14 protein-coding genes are annotated in these 16,356 nt (G+C 46.1%); 2 read left to right on the top strand and 12 right to left on the bottom strand.

Going from position 1 to position 16,356, the window contains the following annotated elements; translation table 11 throughout:
- Positions 1-23: 23 nt before the first annotated feature.
- Positions 24-1,124 (bottom strand): group II intron reverse transcriptase domain-containing protein, encoded by a 1,101-nt coding sequence (locus H6797_03195; GenBank protein ID USN96058.1) that lies wholly within the window; start codon positions 1,122-1,124, stop codon positions 24-26.
- Here H6797_03195 and H6797_03190 point away from each other — a divergent pair.
- A complete protein-coding gene (locus H6797_03190) occupies positions 1,108-1,458 on the top strand; it encodes a four helix bundle protein (GenBank protein ID USN97105.1) in 351 nt (116 codons plus the stop codon). The genes H6797_03195 and H6797_03190 overlap by 17 nt on opposite strands.
- A 480-nt stretch (positions 1,459-1,938) precedes the next feature.
- Here the strand turns inward: H6797_03190 and H6797_03185 are convergent, their stop codons facing one another.
- From H6797_03185 to H6797_03150, 8 genes are all read right to left on the bottom strand, one after another.
- Positions 1,939-2,652: a hypothetical protein gene (locus H6797_03185; GenBank protein ID USN96057.1), complete on the bottom strand. Its 714-nt coding sequence runs from the start codon at positions 2,650-2,652 to the stop codon at positions 1,939-1,941.
- 201 nt (positions 2,653-2,853) lie between these two features.
- Positions 2,854-5,475: an ATP-binding protein gene (locus tag H6797_03180; GenBank protein USN96056.1), complete on the bottom strand. Its 2,622-nt coding sequence runs from the start codon at positions 5,473-5,475 to the stop codon at positions 2,854-2,856.
- A complete protein-coding gene (locus H6797_03175; protein ID USN97104.1) occupies positions 5,424-5,951 on the bottom strand; it encodes a CHAP domain-containing protein in 528 nt (175 codons plus the stop codon). The genes H6797_03180 and H6797_03175 overlap by 52 nt, the downstream gene beginning before the upstream one ends.
- Positions 5,952-6,019: 68 nt before the next feature.
- A complete protein-coding gene (locus H6797_03170; protein ID USN96055.1) occupies positions 6,020-7,789 on the bottom strand; it encodes an ATP-binding protein in 1,770 nt (589 codons plus the stop codon).
- Complete coding sequence (locus H6797_03165) at positions 7,789-8,418, bottom strand: hypothetical protein (GenBank protein USN96054.1); 630 nt, start codon at positions 8,416-8,418, stop codon at positions 7,789-7,791. The genes H6797_03170 and H6797_03165 overlap by 1 nt, the downstream gene beginning before the upstream one ends.
- Entirely contained in the window at positions 8,390-8,902 is a 513-nt protein-coding gene (locus H6797_03160; GenBank protein ID USN96053.1) for a PrgI family protein, read from the bottom strand. Before H6797_03160 ends, H6797_03165 begins: the two co-directional genes overlap by 29 nt.
- A complete protein-coding gene (locus tag H6797_03155; protein ID USN96052.1) occupies positions 8,899-10,404 on the bottom strand; it encodes a hypothetical protein in 1,506 nt (501 codons plus the stop codon). The genes H6797_03160 and H6797_03155 overlap by 4 nt, the downstream gene beginning before the upstream one ends.
- Positions 10,405-10,413: 9 nt before the next feature.
- On the bottom strand, positions 10,414-10,758 hold the full coding sequence (locus tag H6797_03150) for a TrbC/VirB2 family protein (protein ID USN96051.1): 345 nt from the start codon (positions 10,756-10,758) through the stop codon (positions 10,414-10,416).
- A gap of 250 nt (positions 10,759-11,008) precedes the next feature.
- Here H6797_03150 and H6797_03145 point away from each other — a divergent pair, with 250 nt between their 5' ends.
- The gene (locus H6797_03145) at positions 11,009-11,320 is read left to right on the top strand and encodes a hypothetical protein (protein ID USN96050.1); all 312 of its coding nucleotides are present in this window, start codon (positions 11,009-11,011) and stop codon (positions 11,318-11,320) included.
- A gap of 79 nt (positions 11,321-11,399) precedes the next feature.
- Here H6797_03145 and H6797_03140 read toward each other — a convergent pair whose 3' ends face one another.
- From H6797_03140 to brxL, 3 genes are all read right to left on the bottom strand, one after another.
- Positions 11,400-11,750, bottom strand: coding sequence for a helix-turn-helix transcriptional regulator (locus H6797_03140; GenBank protein ID USN96049.1), 351 nt, complete (start codon positions 11,748-11,750; stop codon positions 11,400-11,402).
- A gap of 224 nt (positions 11,751-11,974) precedes the next feature.
- Entirely contained in the window at positions 11,975-14,311 is a 2,337-nt protein-coding gene (locus H6797_03135; GenBank protein ID USN96048.1) for an AAA family ATPase, read from the bottom strand.
- A 9-nt stretch (positions 14,312-14,320) separates the two neighbouring features.
- Positions 14,321-16,351, bottom strand: coding sequence for a protease Lon-related BREX system protein BrxL (gene brxL / locus H6797_03130; GenBank protein USN97103.1), 2,031 nt, complete (start codon positions 16,349-16,351; stop codon positions 14,321-14,323).
- Between the last annotated feature and the right edge of the window lie 5 nt (positions 16,352-16,356).

Below are 16,356 nucleotides of genomic sequence, written 5' to 3'. Positions count from 1 at the left end.
CTTATTATACCTGAGTCGTATTTCTATAAGTTGTCAGCCCAAACTACGTTACGTATAGTTTGCGAGAGTCTGTAGGCATTTGCGTGGGAACATACTCCAAGGTAAGACGAGTAGTTGGCGGCATTAACTTTTGAATGTACTCTCTTTTGCGTTTTTGTGCGAACCACGGTAGCGTGTGGCAGTAGGACGTAGCCAAGAAAATCTACACCTTGTCTCCATGATCGAATCGACACTTTTGATGGATGCAAATCAAGTTGTAGTTCGGTTTTTAGAAAATTGCGGATGGGTGTGATGAGGCTTTCGAGATATGCTCTGTCCGATGAGACAATCACGAAATCATCGCAATAGCGAATATATTGCTTAACGCCAAGGGTTTGTTTCATGAACCAATCCAACTCATGGAGATATATGTTCGCAAACAACTGGCTGCTAATATTGCCGAGCGGTATGCCTTTACCAGTTTCGGGACCATAGCTCAGAATAATCGTTCGTATCAGTTCCAATGTTGCATCATCTTGGATGTGGCGAGCAATAAGGCCCAATAATATTTCATGGTCGATTGAGGCAAAGTATTTTCGTACATCACACTTGAGCGCATATGCTCCTTTTGTGTCATTTTTGCTTGTACCGGCAAGAAAAGTTTTCAGGCGCAGTACACCAGCATGAGCACCTTTATTGACACGACAGGAGTAGCTGTCATATATAAATCGCCTCTCGAAGAGCGGCTCGATAGCCGTAACGACTGCCTGGTGTACGATTCTATCGGCCACCGTTGCTTTATGTATTTGGCGTTGTTTTGGGTCATGAATGGTGAATCGTTGGTAGGACTGATGTCTGTAGAGACCAGATGAAAGCGGCGCGTGTAGGTCAGTGAGATTTTTTTGAAGATACTTTTGGTACAAGGCCACATCTTTTCTCGATTTTTTACCTCGCGAGAACTTCCGCCATGCGGCTGACAATGCTTTAATAGATACAATGTCTGTAATTATTACTTTGAGAGGGTTGGTTTGAGCGTGGCTATCGAGAGAGAGAGAGAGAGAGAGAGAGAGAGAGAGAGAGAGAGAGAGAGAGAGAGAGAGAGAGAGAGAGAGAGAGAGAGGTTCCGCGCTGCGGAAAGTTCCCATTGTCAGTAGCGTCTACCACCTATACGAATCCTTTCATGAATGTTTGATTGCATTTCCAAAATCAGAGCGCTACAGTCTCGGCGCGACGTGTCAGAGCGAAATACTTGAACTCCTGCGGCTATCACTGCGGGCTGCTAGTAGTACTAAACCGTCAGATAAGGCCGCTTACATAAACGAAGCATCCGTACGACTCGATAGCCTCCGCTTGCTCCTCAATTTGTGTAAAGACTGTAAATGCGTTTCTAACCAGGCCTACCAGCAGCTCGATTCCACTTGTAGTGAAATTGGACGCATGCTGGGAGGCTGGCTGAAATCCATCACGAGCAGTCCCTGACCGACGGAGACGACCAGTTGTCATTCCGGTTGTCAGCCCAGTTGTCGTTCAGCTTCAGCTGGCGGTCGTCGTCCCACCGGTTGAGGTACGGAACGTTCGACCAGTCGGTATAGCGCGATCCACCATCCGGTGCCACCGGGTCCAGACGCATCCAAACCCTGTATTTTATACGAGATACATATCTCAAGCGGATTGCACGGAGTGCTCGATATTCTGCCTGCACGCTTACCTGATCCGTAAATAAGGTAATTCTGTCAGTTTCAAAACACGGAATCAGTGACGCATATCCGTGAACATACGTTCAGTAACCAATTCACTTCCTATTTTAGCAAAAATTAAAAACGCCTCTGCTAAAGCAGAGGAACGGTTAAGGGACAAATTCAAAAGTGAGTGCAGGTATCCGGAGAGGTAAAAAGTTTTCAAGGATCAAGATCCAAGAAACCAAACCCCTCCGGATACCAAGGAACCAAGGTTCCAGTGTCAGCACTCCCTGACCGACGGAGACGACCAGTGGGCAAGCCGGTGGGCAGCCCAGCGGTCGCACAGCCGCAGCTGGCGGTCGACGTCCCACCGGTGGAGGGACGGAACGTTCGACCAGTTCCCGTCGTACTTGAGCTGGTAGCCCGAGAGGTTCGGAGCCGAAGCACCGTTGAACCACGCGAGTGACCACTCAGGGAACTGGATCAGCGCCGAGAAGACCTCGCTGGCAGCGGTGTCGGCCTGACCCCAGAAGGAGTCGGGACGCTCACCCTTACCGCGCTCGGGGTCGAAAGCCAACCAGACGGGCTCCGTGTACTCACGCTTGTTCGGCGAGAGACGCAGGTTCCGCTTGTCAGACTTGACACCCTCCCACCGGTACTTGGTGTAGTCCGTGGGGGCGACGACCTTGTCCCAGAGGGAGTCGAACATGTCCGGCACGTGGAGCAGCAGCACCTCGGACTTCGTCCGGGGCGTGAACTCCTTGGGCGGCTCGGGCAGAACGGCGTTCGGCCAGAGCTGGCGAGCACGCTCGAGCTGCTGCTCGGGGGTACGCCACCAGGTGGGCGGGTTCCAGGTCAGCGTGGGCAGCTTGCCCTCGATGATGTCCTGGAGTGCCCGCTTGACGGCGGCGGGGTCGAGCGAGCCGTTGCCGACACGCTTGACGATCTCGTTGTGCTGAGCGGTGATACCGGCCAACTGCTCGATGGTGGTCATGATGACCCTCTTCCTTGCCGTAGACTTCTCCGATGCGACTTGCAGCGGTGATCTCAACTGTCGATTGAGAACGGCGTATTACATGCAAGATTTGTATATAAAACGCCGCTCTCAGTAGGGAGTGCTAAACTGTTAAGGTTCGATGACTATTATAGCACGAAATAATAAAATAAGCAATAGCTTGATCTGATTTGGTAATATCTAAGTCACCGACTTCATCGTGGATAGCTCGTCATCTGGCTTTTTGCTCGCTCGCTTCTTCTTCGGTTTTGTAGATTTTTGAGATATTTTAGCCGTATCTTTTTGTTTTGGTTCATTAGGTTCTTTTTCTTCTAGTTCAACTTTCTTTGCGTAAAGTTGACGTGATGTCTCGATCACTTTTCGAGCTATAGATTCATCTCCAGTTTCTTTAACGACCACTGTTACACCTGACATCGGTTCTTGAGCATTCACGGCTGAGATGCGCACATAGTATGAATAAGCTGGTAAGTTGGCTATCTCGCCTTGCTGAATGAACGGCATGAATAGCGGCAAGACAAGTCGCTCGTCCGACGGACTACCTGAGCGGAAACATACCACTGTACCGACGTTAGCAAGAATTATATCTACGAGGCGTTGCTCATCTTGCTGTGAGGTAGATTGTTCGGCCATAGTGAGGAATAATTTATACTTTCGCGCCTCCGATAGCATCTGTACGAAGCTCGTTGTAGCGAAGTTCTGAAACTCGTCAACATACAGATAGTATGGAGTGCGTTCGCCTTGTCCGATGCGTGCGCGGCGTAAGGACGCAGTTTGTAGCTTCGCAAGAACAGTCGTACCAAATAGTGCCGAGGTATCTTCTCCAAGAAGACCCTTAGAGAAGTTGCATACCAGTATCTTGCGACCTGCTAGGATATCCTCAAAGTTGATTGTAGATTTTGGTTGCTCAATCATACGGCGAGCAGATGCGGAGAACAGGAAGCGTCCAATTTTAGCGGTAATACCTGCGGCCATTTTAACTTTCTGCATATCACCAGCTTTGCCAAGCTCGTTGTTCCAAAAGTCTTTCAGGTTTTTATCTTCGAGTGTTTTTACTACCTTGCGACGATATTTAGCATCATTGAGCAACTCAAAGATGGTAAATAGAGTCGGATCTTCAAGCGTTAGAGCCGTTTGTATGGTGTTACGAAGTACGTACTCGATACGATGGCCACCACTGTCGTCCTCGGAAAATATCTTACGCAATACTGAAATAGTAGCCTCAGTAATAAGGTCTTTTTCTCGCAGAAGATCATCTCCTTCAAGATCGGGCGATAGTTCAAGCAAATTCATACCGATTGGATATGCTAGGTCATCAGGGTTGAGGTAAATAACGTCATTGATACGCTCCTCTGGTATGTACCGCAAGATACGCTCGGCAAGATCACCGTGGGGATCTAATACTGCTACGCCATTGCCTGCACGTATATCCTGCAATATCTCATAAAACAGCATTGTTGTTTTACCGTTGCCCGTACCACCAATGATATACATGTGCCGTTCTCGTTCTTCCTCGGTAAGACCGATAGGTGTGATTGTCTCATGATGGTAGTTATCACCGATTAGAATTGATAACTTTTTGCCAGATTTGAGTGATACGGGTGCTGGTAGCGTACGACTAAGTGACGTAATGAGGTTATCAGTTTTACTTACTTGGCTCGATGGGAAGTGGTAAAGACTTGCAAGCTCCGTTGAAGCCAGGATCATTGCTGACTTGCGGAAGAGTGATGGCAGTCGATTTGTCGCGTTACGCTGGCGTAGTTTATCAATAATCGGTAGGGATAGCCTCGCCTTGATAGACTGATATGGCAGAACACTATAGCCGTCAAGTGCTGATCGGAGTGCAATGATATGTTGTTTTGCATCGGGGCTTTTGACAAGTACGCGCAGGTTTACTTGAAATAGCGGTCGTGTGACTTTTTGATGCATTGTCTCCATCAATTCAAGTTCAAATGTGCTCAAAGTTCGTGCTGGCCTATCATGAGTAGTGATACGTGCTTGCTGTTGGACGGCGCGTGATTTGGAATTGTAATAGTCCTTGTGGCCAAAAGTTGTACCCATATACACCTCTCCGGCAAGATCTGTAATGCCAGATGATGCTTTGCTAAAGATATTCGTGAAACGTCCAAGTAGTGTTAGTTGCTTACCGCTTACTTGTTGCAAGATATTCTCATTACCAAGGATTTTATGAGAGAGTATATCGGCTTCGCGTAAGCGTACAGGTGTTGCTACAATTTGCAGTGAAATCTCTTCATCGTCGCCTAGCTTTGTCATCGCGCCCGTTACATAGGATAAAGGGTCATGTTGCTCAAATACAGAAGTTAGCGTGAGCGGCAATACGTAGTGGCCGGTCTCTTTGAACTCAATAATTCTATCTACTTCACTAATCTCGCGTTCAATTTCTTTAACTTTTGAATCAGGTATATATGATGTAATAACTTTCTGCGTATTCTTTGAGCGTGTCTTCTCGACTTGTAGCAAGTAGCGGATACCGTCTCTCCGTGTTGAAACAATCTCAAAACTCATCACTGGCGAGCGATTATATAGCCTATCTTTTAGCTGTCGTGCAGCGCGTGCGCCATGTATGACCGAAAAGAGCTGCTCAGTAGCCTCTGGGGTTTTCGCAATTGTCGATGGCGGTGTTATTTCTAGCCACGTCATCTCGCGTACATGTAGGTGGCGACGATTTAATACAGTTCGCACCGCAAGGAATATAAGTACAGCGCATACAATAGATGCTAGCGTGATAGCGGCTACTGGCCAATACTGTAGGGCGGTATCGGCGAGAGAGGATTCGGAACCCATACGTTATCTCCTATTTTACTGTGAATGAAGTTATAGCTTTCGGCTGCTTCCTTGCTAAAGGTACGTGTTGACACAACATTGATCGTTGGTGCATTCATTTCTGATATTTTCCATTCTCCGTTGGTATCGTTAACACCAATGACATAAGCGACGTGTCCATACTCACCGGCATCGGTTTGAAATACTGCTCCTACTGCAGGTGTATTATTAACCACGTAGCCATCACGTTTTGCATAATCGTCCCACGTATTTGCATTACCCCAAGTTGTCGGTATTGGACTACCAGCCCACTTACGCATTGCGTACGACCACCATGTACAGTTGCCCCATGCGTAGGTGTTATCTGGCATCGGTGGCCCCATGTAGAAGCCCATCGTTTCGGCTGCCTCAGCATCAGGTGCATTGGCTAGCCAGCTCAGTGTTGGCGTACCGAGTGAGAAGACTGCCATCACAGGAAGTGACATGACAGTAAACATCGTTACTATGATTAGCAACAGTAAGCGTTTGGCCTTGAAACCAATCGCAAAAACACTCACTGCATTGTTCACACGTACAGCTCCGCAGGGTTAGTCGTGATCAGCGGATGCTCTTTATCCGAAGCTACGACTTTTACGGCGACGTGATTTTGGTCGGCGATAATCAGTGCGTCGCCACGTTCACAGGTCAGTAGGAAGCTCTGTTCGTATTCACTCAGATTAAACTCACCGACCACACCCTTGATGGTCGTGGTGTCTTGTCGCATCAATATTCGCAGTGCCGACTGAGACGCTATAGCCCGACCATAATCACTCTTTAAGAAGTCGTTAGCTTGCTGGGAGATAATTGATACGCCAAGATAGTATTTACGCGCTCGACGAACAAGGCCGGCCACGAAACGTGCTGACTCTTCATGTTCGAGTAGTAGCCAGCCTTCGTCAATGATTAGTAGTCTCTTCTCTGGTTTTGCCATCACCTGATTCTTCACGAAATTAGAGATAATAAGCATCATAATTTGACGTAGGCTCTCCGGTAGATCTTTTATATCAAAGATAACCAGTCTATTATCTAGCTCGATGTTAGTTTGCGAATTAAAGACATCGGCTAGTGATCCTGAGATGTACTTTTCGAGCTTTTCACACAGCTTTAGTTGTCCTAGTTTATGTAGCTCGGTATACAAATCTTCAAGGAGTGGTTGATTCTTTTTAGCTTGCTTATATATCTTTAGAATAGTCTTATCGACAGCAGCTTTTTCGCGTGAGGTCAGGCCTTCGGCCATCAGCCCGATCACTTCCATGAGATCCTGCGTGTGTTCCGACAGGTCGGATGCCTTTGAGAAAGTGGTCGCAAGGTCGAATGGGTTTATCTTTTGCTTGCTCTTAGCCGATAGCTTAATATACGTACCGCCTACCGATTCAGTCAGTCGCTTATACTCTCGTTCAGGATCGATCACGATAACACGCGTACCCTGCATGAGTTGGCGCAGTATCTCAACTTTTGTCGTATAGCTCTTGCCAGCACCAGATTGAGCAAAGGTAATTGAGTTGGCATTATGCAGGCTAAAACGGTCAAGAATCACCAGTGAATTATTCGACTTATTAACACCATAGAGAATACCACTCTCCTGTACTAGCTCAGACGACATAAACGGAAATGTTAATGCAGCGCTGGAGCTATCAAGGTTTCTCTTTTGCGCTAGCTGATCTTCGGCTCGCGGCAAGATAGACTGTAGTGCTTCAAGCTGTTGATATCGGGCAACTTTTGAATAAAACAGTCTTGCCGACAGAGTAGCTTCGAGCAGCTTGGTGATCTTGTTTAGTTCCTCTAAGCTTTCGGCTCTGATACAGATGTAAATTGACATCTGGAATAGTTTTTCTTGACCGCGCTGAATTTTGTCTCGCAGCTCCATGGCAGACTCAAGCGGGTCGGTAATTTCAGAACCGACAATCTTACCAGCTCGCATCATGGCACGTTTTGTACTCTCAAGCTCGGTAATCTTGCGGTGTAGTTTTGGCAGCGCAGACAAGGCGCTTACTTCGTGGACGTGGTAACTAATATCTGTGTCGTGATTAAAGTTAATCAGACTATCCATCCAGCCGGAATTGGCAACGAACGGATACCCAGATATATAGAGTGTGCGCATATATACGCCGTCTATATTGAGATAGTCGATATTTTCCTCAAGTCCTGCGTATGACAAGATATCGACAGTATCTTGCTCACCAAATGTGATATTTAATTCTTTTTGACGCTCCAATCTTGCCGCTTTTCTTTTTTTGACGGGTGCAGTGACTGGCTCAAGAATCTTGGTTCTCATAATAGTAGCTATCTTACTCATTACACTTCTCCCCTCTGCACGAGTGCTATATGGATAATAGATAACGCCTGCTCGGTAAGTGGTTGTAGCTTTGCCTGTGTCGGGCTATAGAAGCTGTAGAATAGATCAAGCACCTCAAGGCTATGTAGCTGATCTGTGTGCATGCCAAGTCGAGCTATACCCTTGGCAACGATGTCGAGTTTTATCTTCATCTGTTCACTCACTAGGTCGAAATCTGTTTTGCCATTTAATTTATATGGCACGATGATATAGAAATGACGAGTCAGAATCTTGTTGTCGGTAATGAGTGAGCGGATAAACTCGTCGTAGTTTTGTAGCTGCTGTTGATAGATCGGTACGGTTTCATTCTCATAACGCTCGTTAAGATCATCAAGGTACTTATCCATATCGATCTCACGAGTGCGTACCAGTATTTGTAGACTAGAGCCGACGGAGTTAAGAAAGCTTTCATACGTTTCAATAATTGCGTCCTGCTCTTCTTCGCTGCGTAGTTCAAAATTCAGCGATGACACCTGTAGGATTGCTCGATATTCGTTGTTTGGTAGCATCAATATGCCGTCACGAACTCCTTTGATGGCAATTTGCCCTCTGGAGCTAGCCTTAGTCTTCGATTTCTGTAAAGCGAACATGTAGATTTCCTTTCTTACCAGTTTCTAGCCGAAAGTTAGTGGCTGGGTTTTCAATTGTAGCTAATATTCTAGCGGTGGTAGGTATATCAAGTTGTTGGAGAATAGACTTTTTAACCGGTTTCTTTTCTGTCGATTCTTTAATCTCAGGCGTTGGGATTTTACTGTAGTATTCCTCTCGGCTAGTCGTGACATTCTTGTTAAACAGGTAATATTTTGGTCGCAAATTGTAGCGAAGTATAGTTACGAGCCATGAGGCCAGAATCTTGCCCTTGATACGGATTGATAGCAGGCCGAATAATAGTGCAACCACACCCATCAGTACGTACTTATATAGTGCACCGCCCATGAACGGAGGAAGGAGTGTGAAGATGCCGGCAGCAGTAAATACGGGAACAATCTGTAGTAGAATTTGCGAGAATCCAAGATTGCCGATGATACGATCCTCAACGGTCGTCACCTGTGCTGGTACAACGGTCATTTTCATAGCGTTTTATCCTTACTGTTATTCCTTGGTGTGGTCGAAGATGCTGGTACACGAGTCACCTTAACGGTCGGAGCTTCATATGTTGTGCCGGTTCGCGTAGACGACCTAGGCTTAGTCGGTGTGGCGGTATGTGCAATCTCTGCCGTGCCTTTCTTGTTTTGATAGCGAATCGTTTGAGTCTTGCCTGTACTGACGGCTCGTGACTCAACACTACGGATCATGCGGCTCTTTTTAGCCGTATCGGTCTTTGAGCTAATGGTGCTTGCGGCCGCTCTTGTTTTACCGCTCAGATAACTCACGCCATTTACAAACTGCCCGCTTAGCTTACGCATGTTGCGTGCGCCCATACTTACGTAGCTAAACTGCATCATGACGCTCTGAGCTTTCAAGAGCATTAAAATAGTCGCAATACCCGTCACCATCGCCATAAGAGTGTCTGGCACGGCGTTGTCACCCGAGGCTGTCGCCATACCAGTAAACAGTGATGCCGATAGCTGCAATATGACAACATGAACAAATAGATCGAAGATAGTTGTAAGATAGGTTTTGAATGCCGTTTCTGTGAAGTCACGAAATCCGGGAATTAACCAGAGGAGACTAACAAGCGGCGCAAGTACTGCTCCGATGTAGAGTGTAACAAGACGCATAACATAATAGACCAGCAACACGATCGAACAAATGACGAAACCTACCATGATCAACAGAGCGGCAATACCTAGGCCAGACGTCTGCTCAACTACTTTCATCAGCGTATCCCAGACAGATGACGATCCAGAGATTAAACCTACCGCCTTGATAAGCGCATTAGATAACGCAATTATTCCGTCAATAAGGAATATTGAGGTATTCATCAGGACGAAGATCATGGCGACTCGTGGCACGAGATGTTTTGGCTCGACCTCATCAAAACCAAGTGCCGATGCGCTCATGACATGAAAGCCGATTAGCACGAGCACAAGTATGAACAGGATGTTAGCTATACCTACCATAGCCAGCCAAAAGTTAAAGACACTCGGATTACTCGCCATAGCAGGCGTACCGGTAGTGAAGAAGTCGAGCGCATCCAAGAATGGCGTCGCCACTCCGTTGATAATCTGTGCTAAGACGCCAGTGATAGCTTTAACGACCATATCGAGGAAGCCGCTGCTTTGCTCTTCCTCTTGTACTGCTTCAAGGCTAGGTAGCGTGGCATTACCAGGGCTTTGCGGTGTGCCGTAGGCGTTGGTTAAGATAGTTGTGAGTGTTATGGCGGCAAGCACAATAATCAGGCCAAGGAGCGCCTTTTTTAGTACATCTTTGGCGTGTTCCATCTGGTCGGGCTTACCGCTACTCGTGATATATAAATAGCCAGCTTGAACAATGAAGAAGGTACAAACAAGACCGGCGAGGCCAGATAATATCTGAACCACCGGCATGACATACTCACGCATCGAGGCGATTGCCTGCGATGTGTCCGCAAACGTACCTAGACCCATCAATAGGGCATCTTCAAAACCCCACATGGTTTTTGATTATCCTCCGAACGCCTGTGTTGCGAGTGTCGTGACGATGTTAGCTAGGACAAAAGCAGCGATAACGATAGCCAGTCCGATTGCTGACCAAGTCAGTGTACGCTTTGCCTTGTCGAGCTGCTCAGGATTACCCGAACTCGTGATATAGGTGAATCCACCAGCGACAAAAAAGCCGGTCGCAACCAGACCGGCAAGTCCTGCCAGAACGGTGATTACGCTCCGTATAAAGTTTTCGACGTTACTTACGCCGCCCGGTGTTTGTGCAAATGCAGGATCAGCCAAAATGAATGGCAGACCGACTGCGATAATAAGTGCTACGATGTATTGTGTCTTTTTTAGCCCCACTATATCTCCCTCTCAAATTTAGTTACTATCCCACTTAGCATAAAAGTATCAGAGGTGGAAACTTACTACAATAAGGTACTTTAGGGGTACTAAATACCCTAAAAGTGCCATAGGTACTTTGGAGTACCTATGGTTTTAAGATAGCGAGTCGAGCGAAGTCGAAAACACTAGCAAGATGAAATTGTATGCAAAAATCTTTTTGAAATACACGTGACATATATATAGAATTGCCATGCTGTAGAATAGGAGTATGACACGCAAATTAGCATCTGAAAAAGTCGTCGTATCGGCACCGCTATCCTTTAGTGGATCGGCTCAGCGCATCTGGAAGATTACTAACGTCGAGAATCCTATCACCAAGTTCGCCTTGGCTTTGATTGCAATAACGCTCATCATGGGCGCATGGATCTTTGTTCTGTGCTGGTACTTTGTGATGTATATACTGTTTGGTGTATTCTTCTTTATCTTTAGGTTATTTACACGAGGCAGGCGCAAGAGTAAACGTGATAAGTTACGTCATCGTGAAGTATTGGATGCGATCGAGCAGCACAAGGCACTTTAAGCACCAAGCCGTCAAAACAAGTTTGACGTAACTTCGACATTTCTGTTAGAAAAATCGAAGTGGAAATAATTTCATATGATTACGAGTGTCGGTCGTAGATTCGCTTGGCCTTATGTATGTTTTCGTGATGTGTATCGAACCAACTGGCAAATTCTTGAGATAATTTTAGCAACTCAATCCCTACGCTAGTAAGTCTATACTCAACCTTTGGTGGCACGATTGGGTATACCTCTCGTTCAACAATACCAGTCCGCTCCATTTCGCGGAGTGTTTCGGTCAATACTTTTTGTGTGATGCCAGGCAAGCACCTCGCAATCTCAGAGTGACGCATGGTTTCACTACTGAGAGCCGTTGCAATCTTTAGCGTCCATTTGCGCGCCAATAGTCCCACCGTATGCTCCCGTAAGCGTCGTCTTGTACGTGTTGGCATAGGCAACCTTCCGTTTGCGGCAAATCGTTCAAACGAGAGGTAGGTCTGAACTTCGTTGAAGACCGATACACTGCCGATAATATAAAAAGACGCGCCGAAGGATATACCCTCGGAGCGTCGTAAGTATCATACAAGACCCTTCAAAAATAAATGTAGCATATAAAATGGCGAATGGTCAATGTTTTATCCTAGGTGCGTAGCGTCCACGACGACAAATCGAACAGTCAAAGCTTATACACTTCTTCAAGAACGGATCTCGTGAGTAGCCTCATGTCTTCAATAGTCGCGTCCTCTTCATCGTTATGGTGATCTGGATTGAGTGTGTCCCTGAATCCGTCAAGCTTACTTTTTGTGCTAGAGTCGATCTCTCCCGCAGTTTCAAGAGATGAGATTTTTTCACTCAGCATCGCATCGCTAAGCCCTAACTCTCTCAGTTTAGGCTGAAAGACTAGGTCTATGTGCTTTTCCATAAATTGGCGCAAGCCGCCAGGGTCATTAGAGGTGCCGTTTACAAAGGATGCCAGTCTTAGGTATGCTCGTTCGTGATCCGACAAGTGAAGATCTTTCGTATTCAATACCCCCAACCTTGACCCCGTACCGTCTTTCTCAACTTTTAAATAGACGGCACCTACACGGCTCTTAAGGAGTCTCCTGATTACTGTCTTATAGTGGGTTAGAATGATTATCTGCTCAAAATCTTTGGCTAACCGCGATAATTCAGCACAGGTGGCGCGTATGCGATTATCGTCGAAGCTTACTACAGGATCATCAAGCACTAGGATTGTATCTTCTTTAGTTAATAGCTCGGCTCGAGACAGATAAACTGCAAGAGCTAAGTTTCTACGATCTGACTCACTAAATACCTTGCTTAAGTCATCGTTGTCGACTAATTCATCGCAAAATAACACACGAAGCTCGTACACTGTTTTATTGCCGCGCCTAGACTGGTTTTTATCTAGTTTAAAATCTTGGCTGCCTAATTTGCTAAACCATCCGTTTATAGAGGTAAACAGAGTTTCTAGATAATGCGACTGTTCACTTTCAAGTTTTTCCTGAAGCTTAGCTGTATATTCTTTAAACTCTTTTTGCTCTAACTGTTTAGCGACATACGTACGGCATTGTACATCCTGATCTAGTCGATTAATCTTCGCTTCACATAAGGAAATGGCGTCGGTGGCTTTTTTGCGGTTTTCCGTGACTACATCCGGAGTCCATCTGCTAACTTCTTCGCGCTTTGTTTCGATAACCGATGCACATGCACTAATGGTCTTTTGTAGCTGATCATTATTATTATCGGCGATGCCTATTATATTGCTTAATCCGTCTATAGCTACAGGGTAGTCGCATTGCTTATGTATGTTTTCTTTCTTATAAGTCACGAAAGTGTCGACAGATTGCTCTAGCGACTCAGCTATATAATTACGCATGTTAGACTCGGATGCCTGTAGTGATTCAAGTTGCGTATCCAGTGTTACAATAAGGTCCTTAATCTCGCCAATGAATGGCGCGTATTTCTTGACCTTTTCAATCTCCAAGCTAAGCCGCTTGGAGTGCTGTGTTGCAGATAGTGTGCTCAATGTGGATTTAATTGTAAGAATGTCTTTATTGGTGCTACTCACGTACTCGTCGTATTTTTTATCGAACACAGTTTTGTATGCATCTATTAGTGATTTCACCGGTAGTATGTCTTGCGTGCAGTATGGACATTTATCGCCTAGGAGATGTTTGGTTCCTTGCTCAAGCCAGTGGCTATCAGTCTGCTGGAGGCGCTCATGGATCTGGTCAAGTGCGTCTCTAGATACGTCGTCGTACGAAGAGGCTTTAACCTTTGCAATAAGCTCTTTTAAGCCGTTGAAAGTGGTAGAATATCTTTCAGGTTGCGACTTTGGCGGTTGCAGGTTTGTGAACTCTGAGACACGGCTAAGTCGCTTGATTAACTTATTTTGTGTGTCTATTTCACCTTCTAAGGCTTTTCTACTGTCTGTAACATTAAGGCCAATAAAACTCTCAACCTTTTTATTATCAGCTTCGGCTCGGACATATTCAGGCCTCACTAGTCTTAGCTCATCGGGGAATTTTTTTGAAGCAATGTTCCGCCTCTCAATCTCTGCTCCGATTTTAACTCCTTCTTCCCCTAGTATAAAATCTGTAAAATTCTCCTTATTGTCTCGTGTGAGGTGAATGCCTGTAAAGATATTCTGATGGATAAACTCCTGATCAAAAATTAATATTTTCCCCACCAGGACATTATTAGACCAAGCCGTTCGGTCATACTTGACACTTTCCTGTCTACTCGCAGCAGAATGCTGATATGACAGCTCAAAGCTTTGGTTTGAGCCGTCATCTTTAGGGATTGTTTTGCGTCGAATAATTTCCACGTCGCTACTAAGGTTAGTGGAGCGAAGTATATCGGCAAGCGTTGATTTGCCGTAGGTATTGTCACCATAAATAACAGCTATATTTTTGCCGTCATTAAGATTAGCTAGTGGTACAGATCCGCCGCCGGTAAAGTTCTTGAATCGGCCTATCTGCTTGATGGATTTTATTCTCGTGATTGGCATAATATCTACCTATCCGATCTCTAGCGCCTTTCGCACAGCATCCTCGGGGTCATTGTAGAAGCTGATGTTGAACTTTGAGAAAGTTTCGGCGGGTACGGTGGAGATGTCCGCAGCAGATGACATTGGTAGCAGTATCGTGCGAGCACCGGCGTCGAAACAAACTTCGAGCGTGTCAGCTAAGTCATCGACTTTGCTGATTGTGCCACCGATCGTAAGGTTGCCGAGCACGACCATGCCTTCTTTGACCTGCTTCTTAAGCGAAGATGATACGAGGGATACAAACGTTGCGAGTGCAATTTCGCTACTTGGGCCTACCCCTTGCAGGTCTTCGATATGAATCAAGAAGTCGTTACTATCGACGTTCATACTGGCGCTGATGCTTTTGCGGTTAGCCTTGAAATAGTGAAAAGCTGTGTTGATCGATTCTTTCGTAAGCCTATCAGTGCCAATTCCGGTGATAGACATCTTGCCGTTACCGCCAGGAGTCTCGGTTTCGATACGGAAGGTGCCGATCTGCCCGGATGTACCACGACCAACAAAGTATGCATGACCAGCCTTGAGCGCTGTGTCAGAAATCAACTTGTCGCCGCTAATCTCGGGTACGGATACGATTCGCTCCTCGTCGTTATCGTTGTCGATGTACGATAAGTGAATGTCAAAGAATTCCATGCCGCCGATTCGCTTCAGCTGCTCTTTGACACGACGACGACCTTCGATAGCGTAGCGAATAACTTCCTCGATCTCGTCCTTACTAAATTCACCGTGCGGATACAGTAATTTTACAAGTCCTGAGACGGTCTTTTTTACCGCAATCACGTCTCGTTGATTTAGCTCCTTGCCCAGCCTAAAGTACTTGTCGATAGCATCGCTGTGTGTGCGCTTGCGCATCTCGCGGAAGAACTCTGCCAAGTAATCAACAATGAACCCATAGCTATTCGTAATAAGCTCTGGTCGCATCTTTGGAATCTCCCAGCCCGGCAGATAGTAATGCATGCGATCAAAGAACGCGGTATCGCGGTTCATAGCTTCGGGGAACGGCTCGAACAAGTTAGATGTCTTTAGTATTACCTCGACTGATTGGTTGATATTGCCAACGAATACCATCGAAGCGGTTGCGTTCTTTTCTTCCTTACCGCGTGCAAACGATCCAGACGCCATGTAATCTTTCATGATCTGGATGCCGTCTTTGTCTTTGAAGGTAATTCCGGCAACTTCGTCAAAAGCTACTACATCCCACAGCCCAACGAGGCCAACGGTTTTATTCGACATATTGTAGAACAAATTAGCGACAGTCGTTTGACCACCAGATACCAAGATAGAGTTCGGTGAAATTTCTTTGTAGATATGTGACTTACCGGTACCGCGCGGGCCAAGCTCGCACAAGTTGTAATTATTCTCAACAAGTGGCACGGCACGCTCTAGGAAGTGCCATTTCTGGCGGGTATCGAGCTGTGATGGCTCCATGCCCATCGAACGAATCAGCGCATCGATCCATTCGTCTTTACTAAACTGACGACGGCCGTTGAATACTTCCTCTAGATCCATATTTGGCATCTGAATCGGCTTGATGTCATTGACAACAAACGGTAGATTATTGCGCTCTTCTTCGTCATGAAAATAGGAAATCTTCGTTATACACCAGATGCCACCGACCAAGAGCTTCTCGAACTTTTTGACAATCTCAGCATCAATGTAAGCATCTTTGATGCCAAGGTTACTAAACTCCGCCTCGTAGCGATCCTTCTTTTCATTGAGCTTGACGGTGATTTTATCGATAACCGTGTAGTTTTTGAGCTCACGAATCTTACTCTTCACCTTTTGCGCTTCGTCTGGTCGGACGAAGTTCTCAGCTAGGATCTTCTTTACTGTTGCGATGCCGTCTTCGATGGCCACCGGATCGTCTGTTGCACAGTACATACCTAGCAGATACTCCAGCACATACACTGGCACATTGGCACCTTCCTTGATTTTCTTCGTCAGGTCTTTACGGACAACTCTTCCCGGAAATACTTGGTTTAGTTTTGTGTCAATCTCGTCCATCATGC

The organism is Candidatus Nomurabacteria bacterium (genome assembly GCA_023898645.1).
Taxonomy (GTDB): Bacteria; Patescibacteriota; Saccharimonadia; order Saccharimonadales; family Saccharimonadaceae; genus UBA2112.
This window is presented reverse-complemented; position numbering and strand designations above follow the sequence as displayed.

Coding starts and splice junctions, on each gene's coding strand:
- H6797_03195 (USN96058.1), bottom strand. CDS start 1,124: ATGGGAACTTTCCGCAGCGCGGAACCTCTCTCTCTCTCTCTCTCTCTC.
- H6797_03185 (USN96057.1), bottom strand. CDS start 2,652: ATGACCACCATCGAGCAGTTGGCCGGTATCACCGCTCAGCACAACGAG.
- H6797_03180 (USN96056.1), bottom strand. CDS start 5,475: ATGGGTTCCGAATCCTCTCTCGCCGATACCGCCCTACAGTATTGGCCA.
- H6797_03175 (USN97104.1), bottom strand. CDS start 5,951: ATGTTTACTGTCATGTCACTTCCTGTGATGGCAGTCTTCTCACTCGGT.
- H6797_03170 (USN96055.1), bottom strand. CDS start 7,789: ATGAGTAAGATAGCTACTATTATGAGAACCAAGATTCTTGAGCCAGTC.
- H6797_03165 (USN96054.1), bottom strand. CDS start 8,418: ATGTTCGCTTTACAGAAATCGAAGACTAAGGCTAGCTCCAGAGGGCAA.
- H6797_03160 (USN96053.1), bottom strand. CDS start 8,902: ATGAAAATGACCGTTGTACCAGCACAGGTGACGACCGTTGAGGATCGT.
- H6797_03155 (USN96052.1), bottom strand. CDS start 10,404: ATGTGGGGTTTTGAAGATGCCCTATTGATGGGTCTAGGTACGTTTGCG.
- H6797_03145 (USN96050.1), top strand. CDS start 11,009: ATGACACGCAAATTAGCATCTGAAAAAGTCGTCGTATCGGCACCGCTA.
- H6797_03140 (USN96049.1), bottom strand. CDS start 11,750: ATGCCAACACGTACAAGACGACGCTTACGGGAGCATACGGTGGGACTA.
- H6797_03135 (USN96048.1), bottom strand. CDS start 14,311: ATGCCAATCACGAGAATAAAATCCATCAAGCAGATAGGCCGATTCAAG.
- brxL (USN97103.1), bottom strand. CDS start 16,351: ATGGACGAGATTGACACAAAACTAAACCAAGTATTTCCGGGAAGAGTT.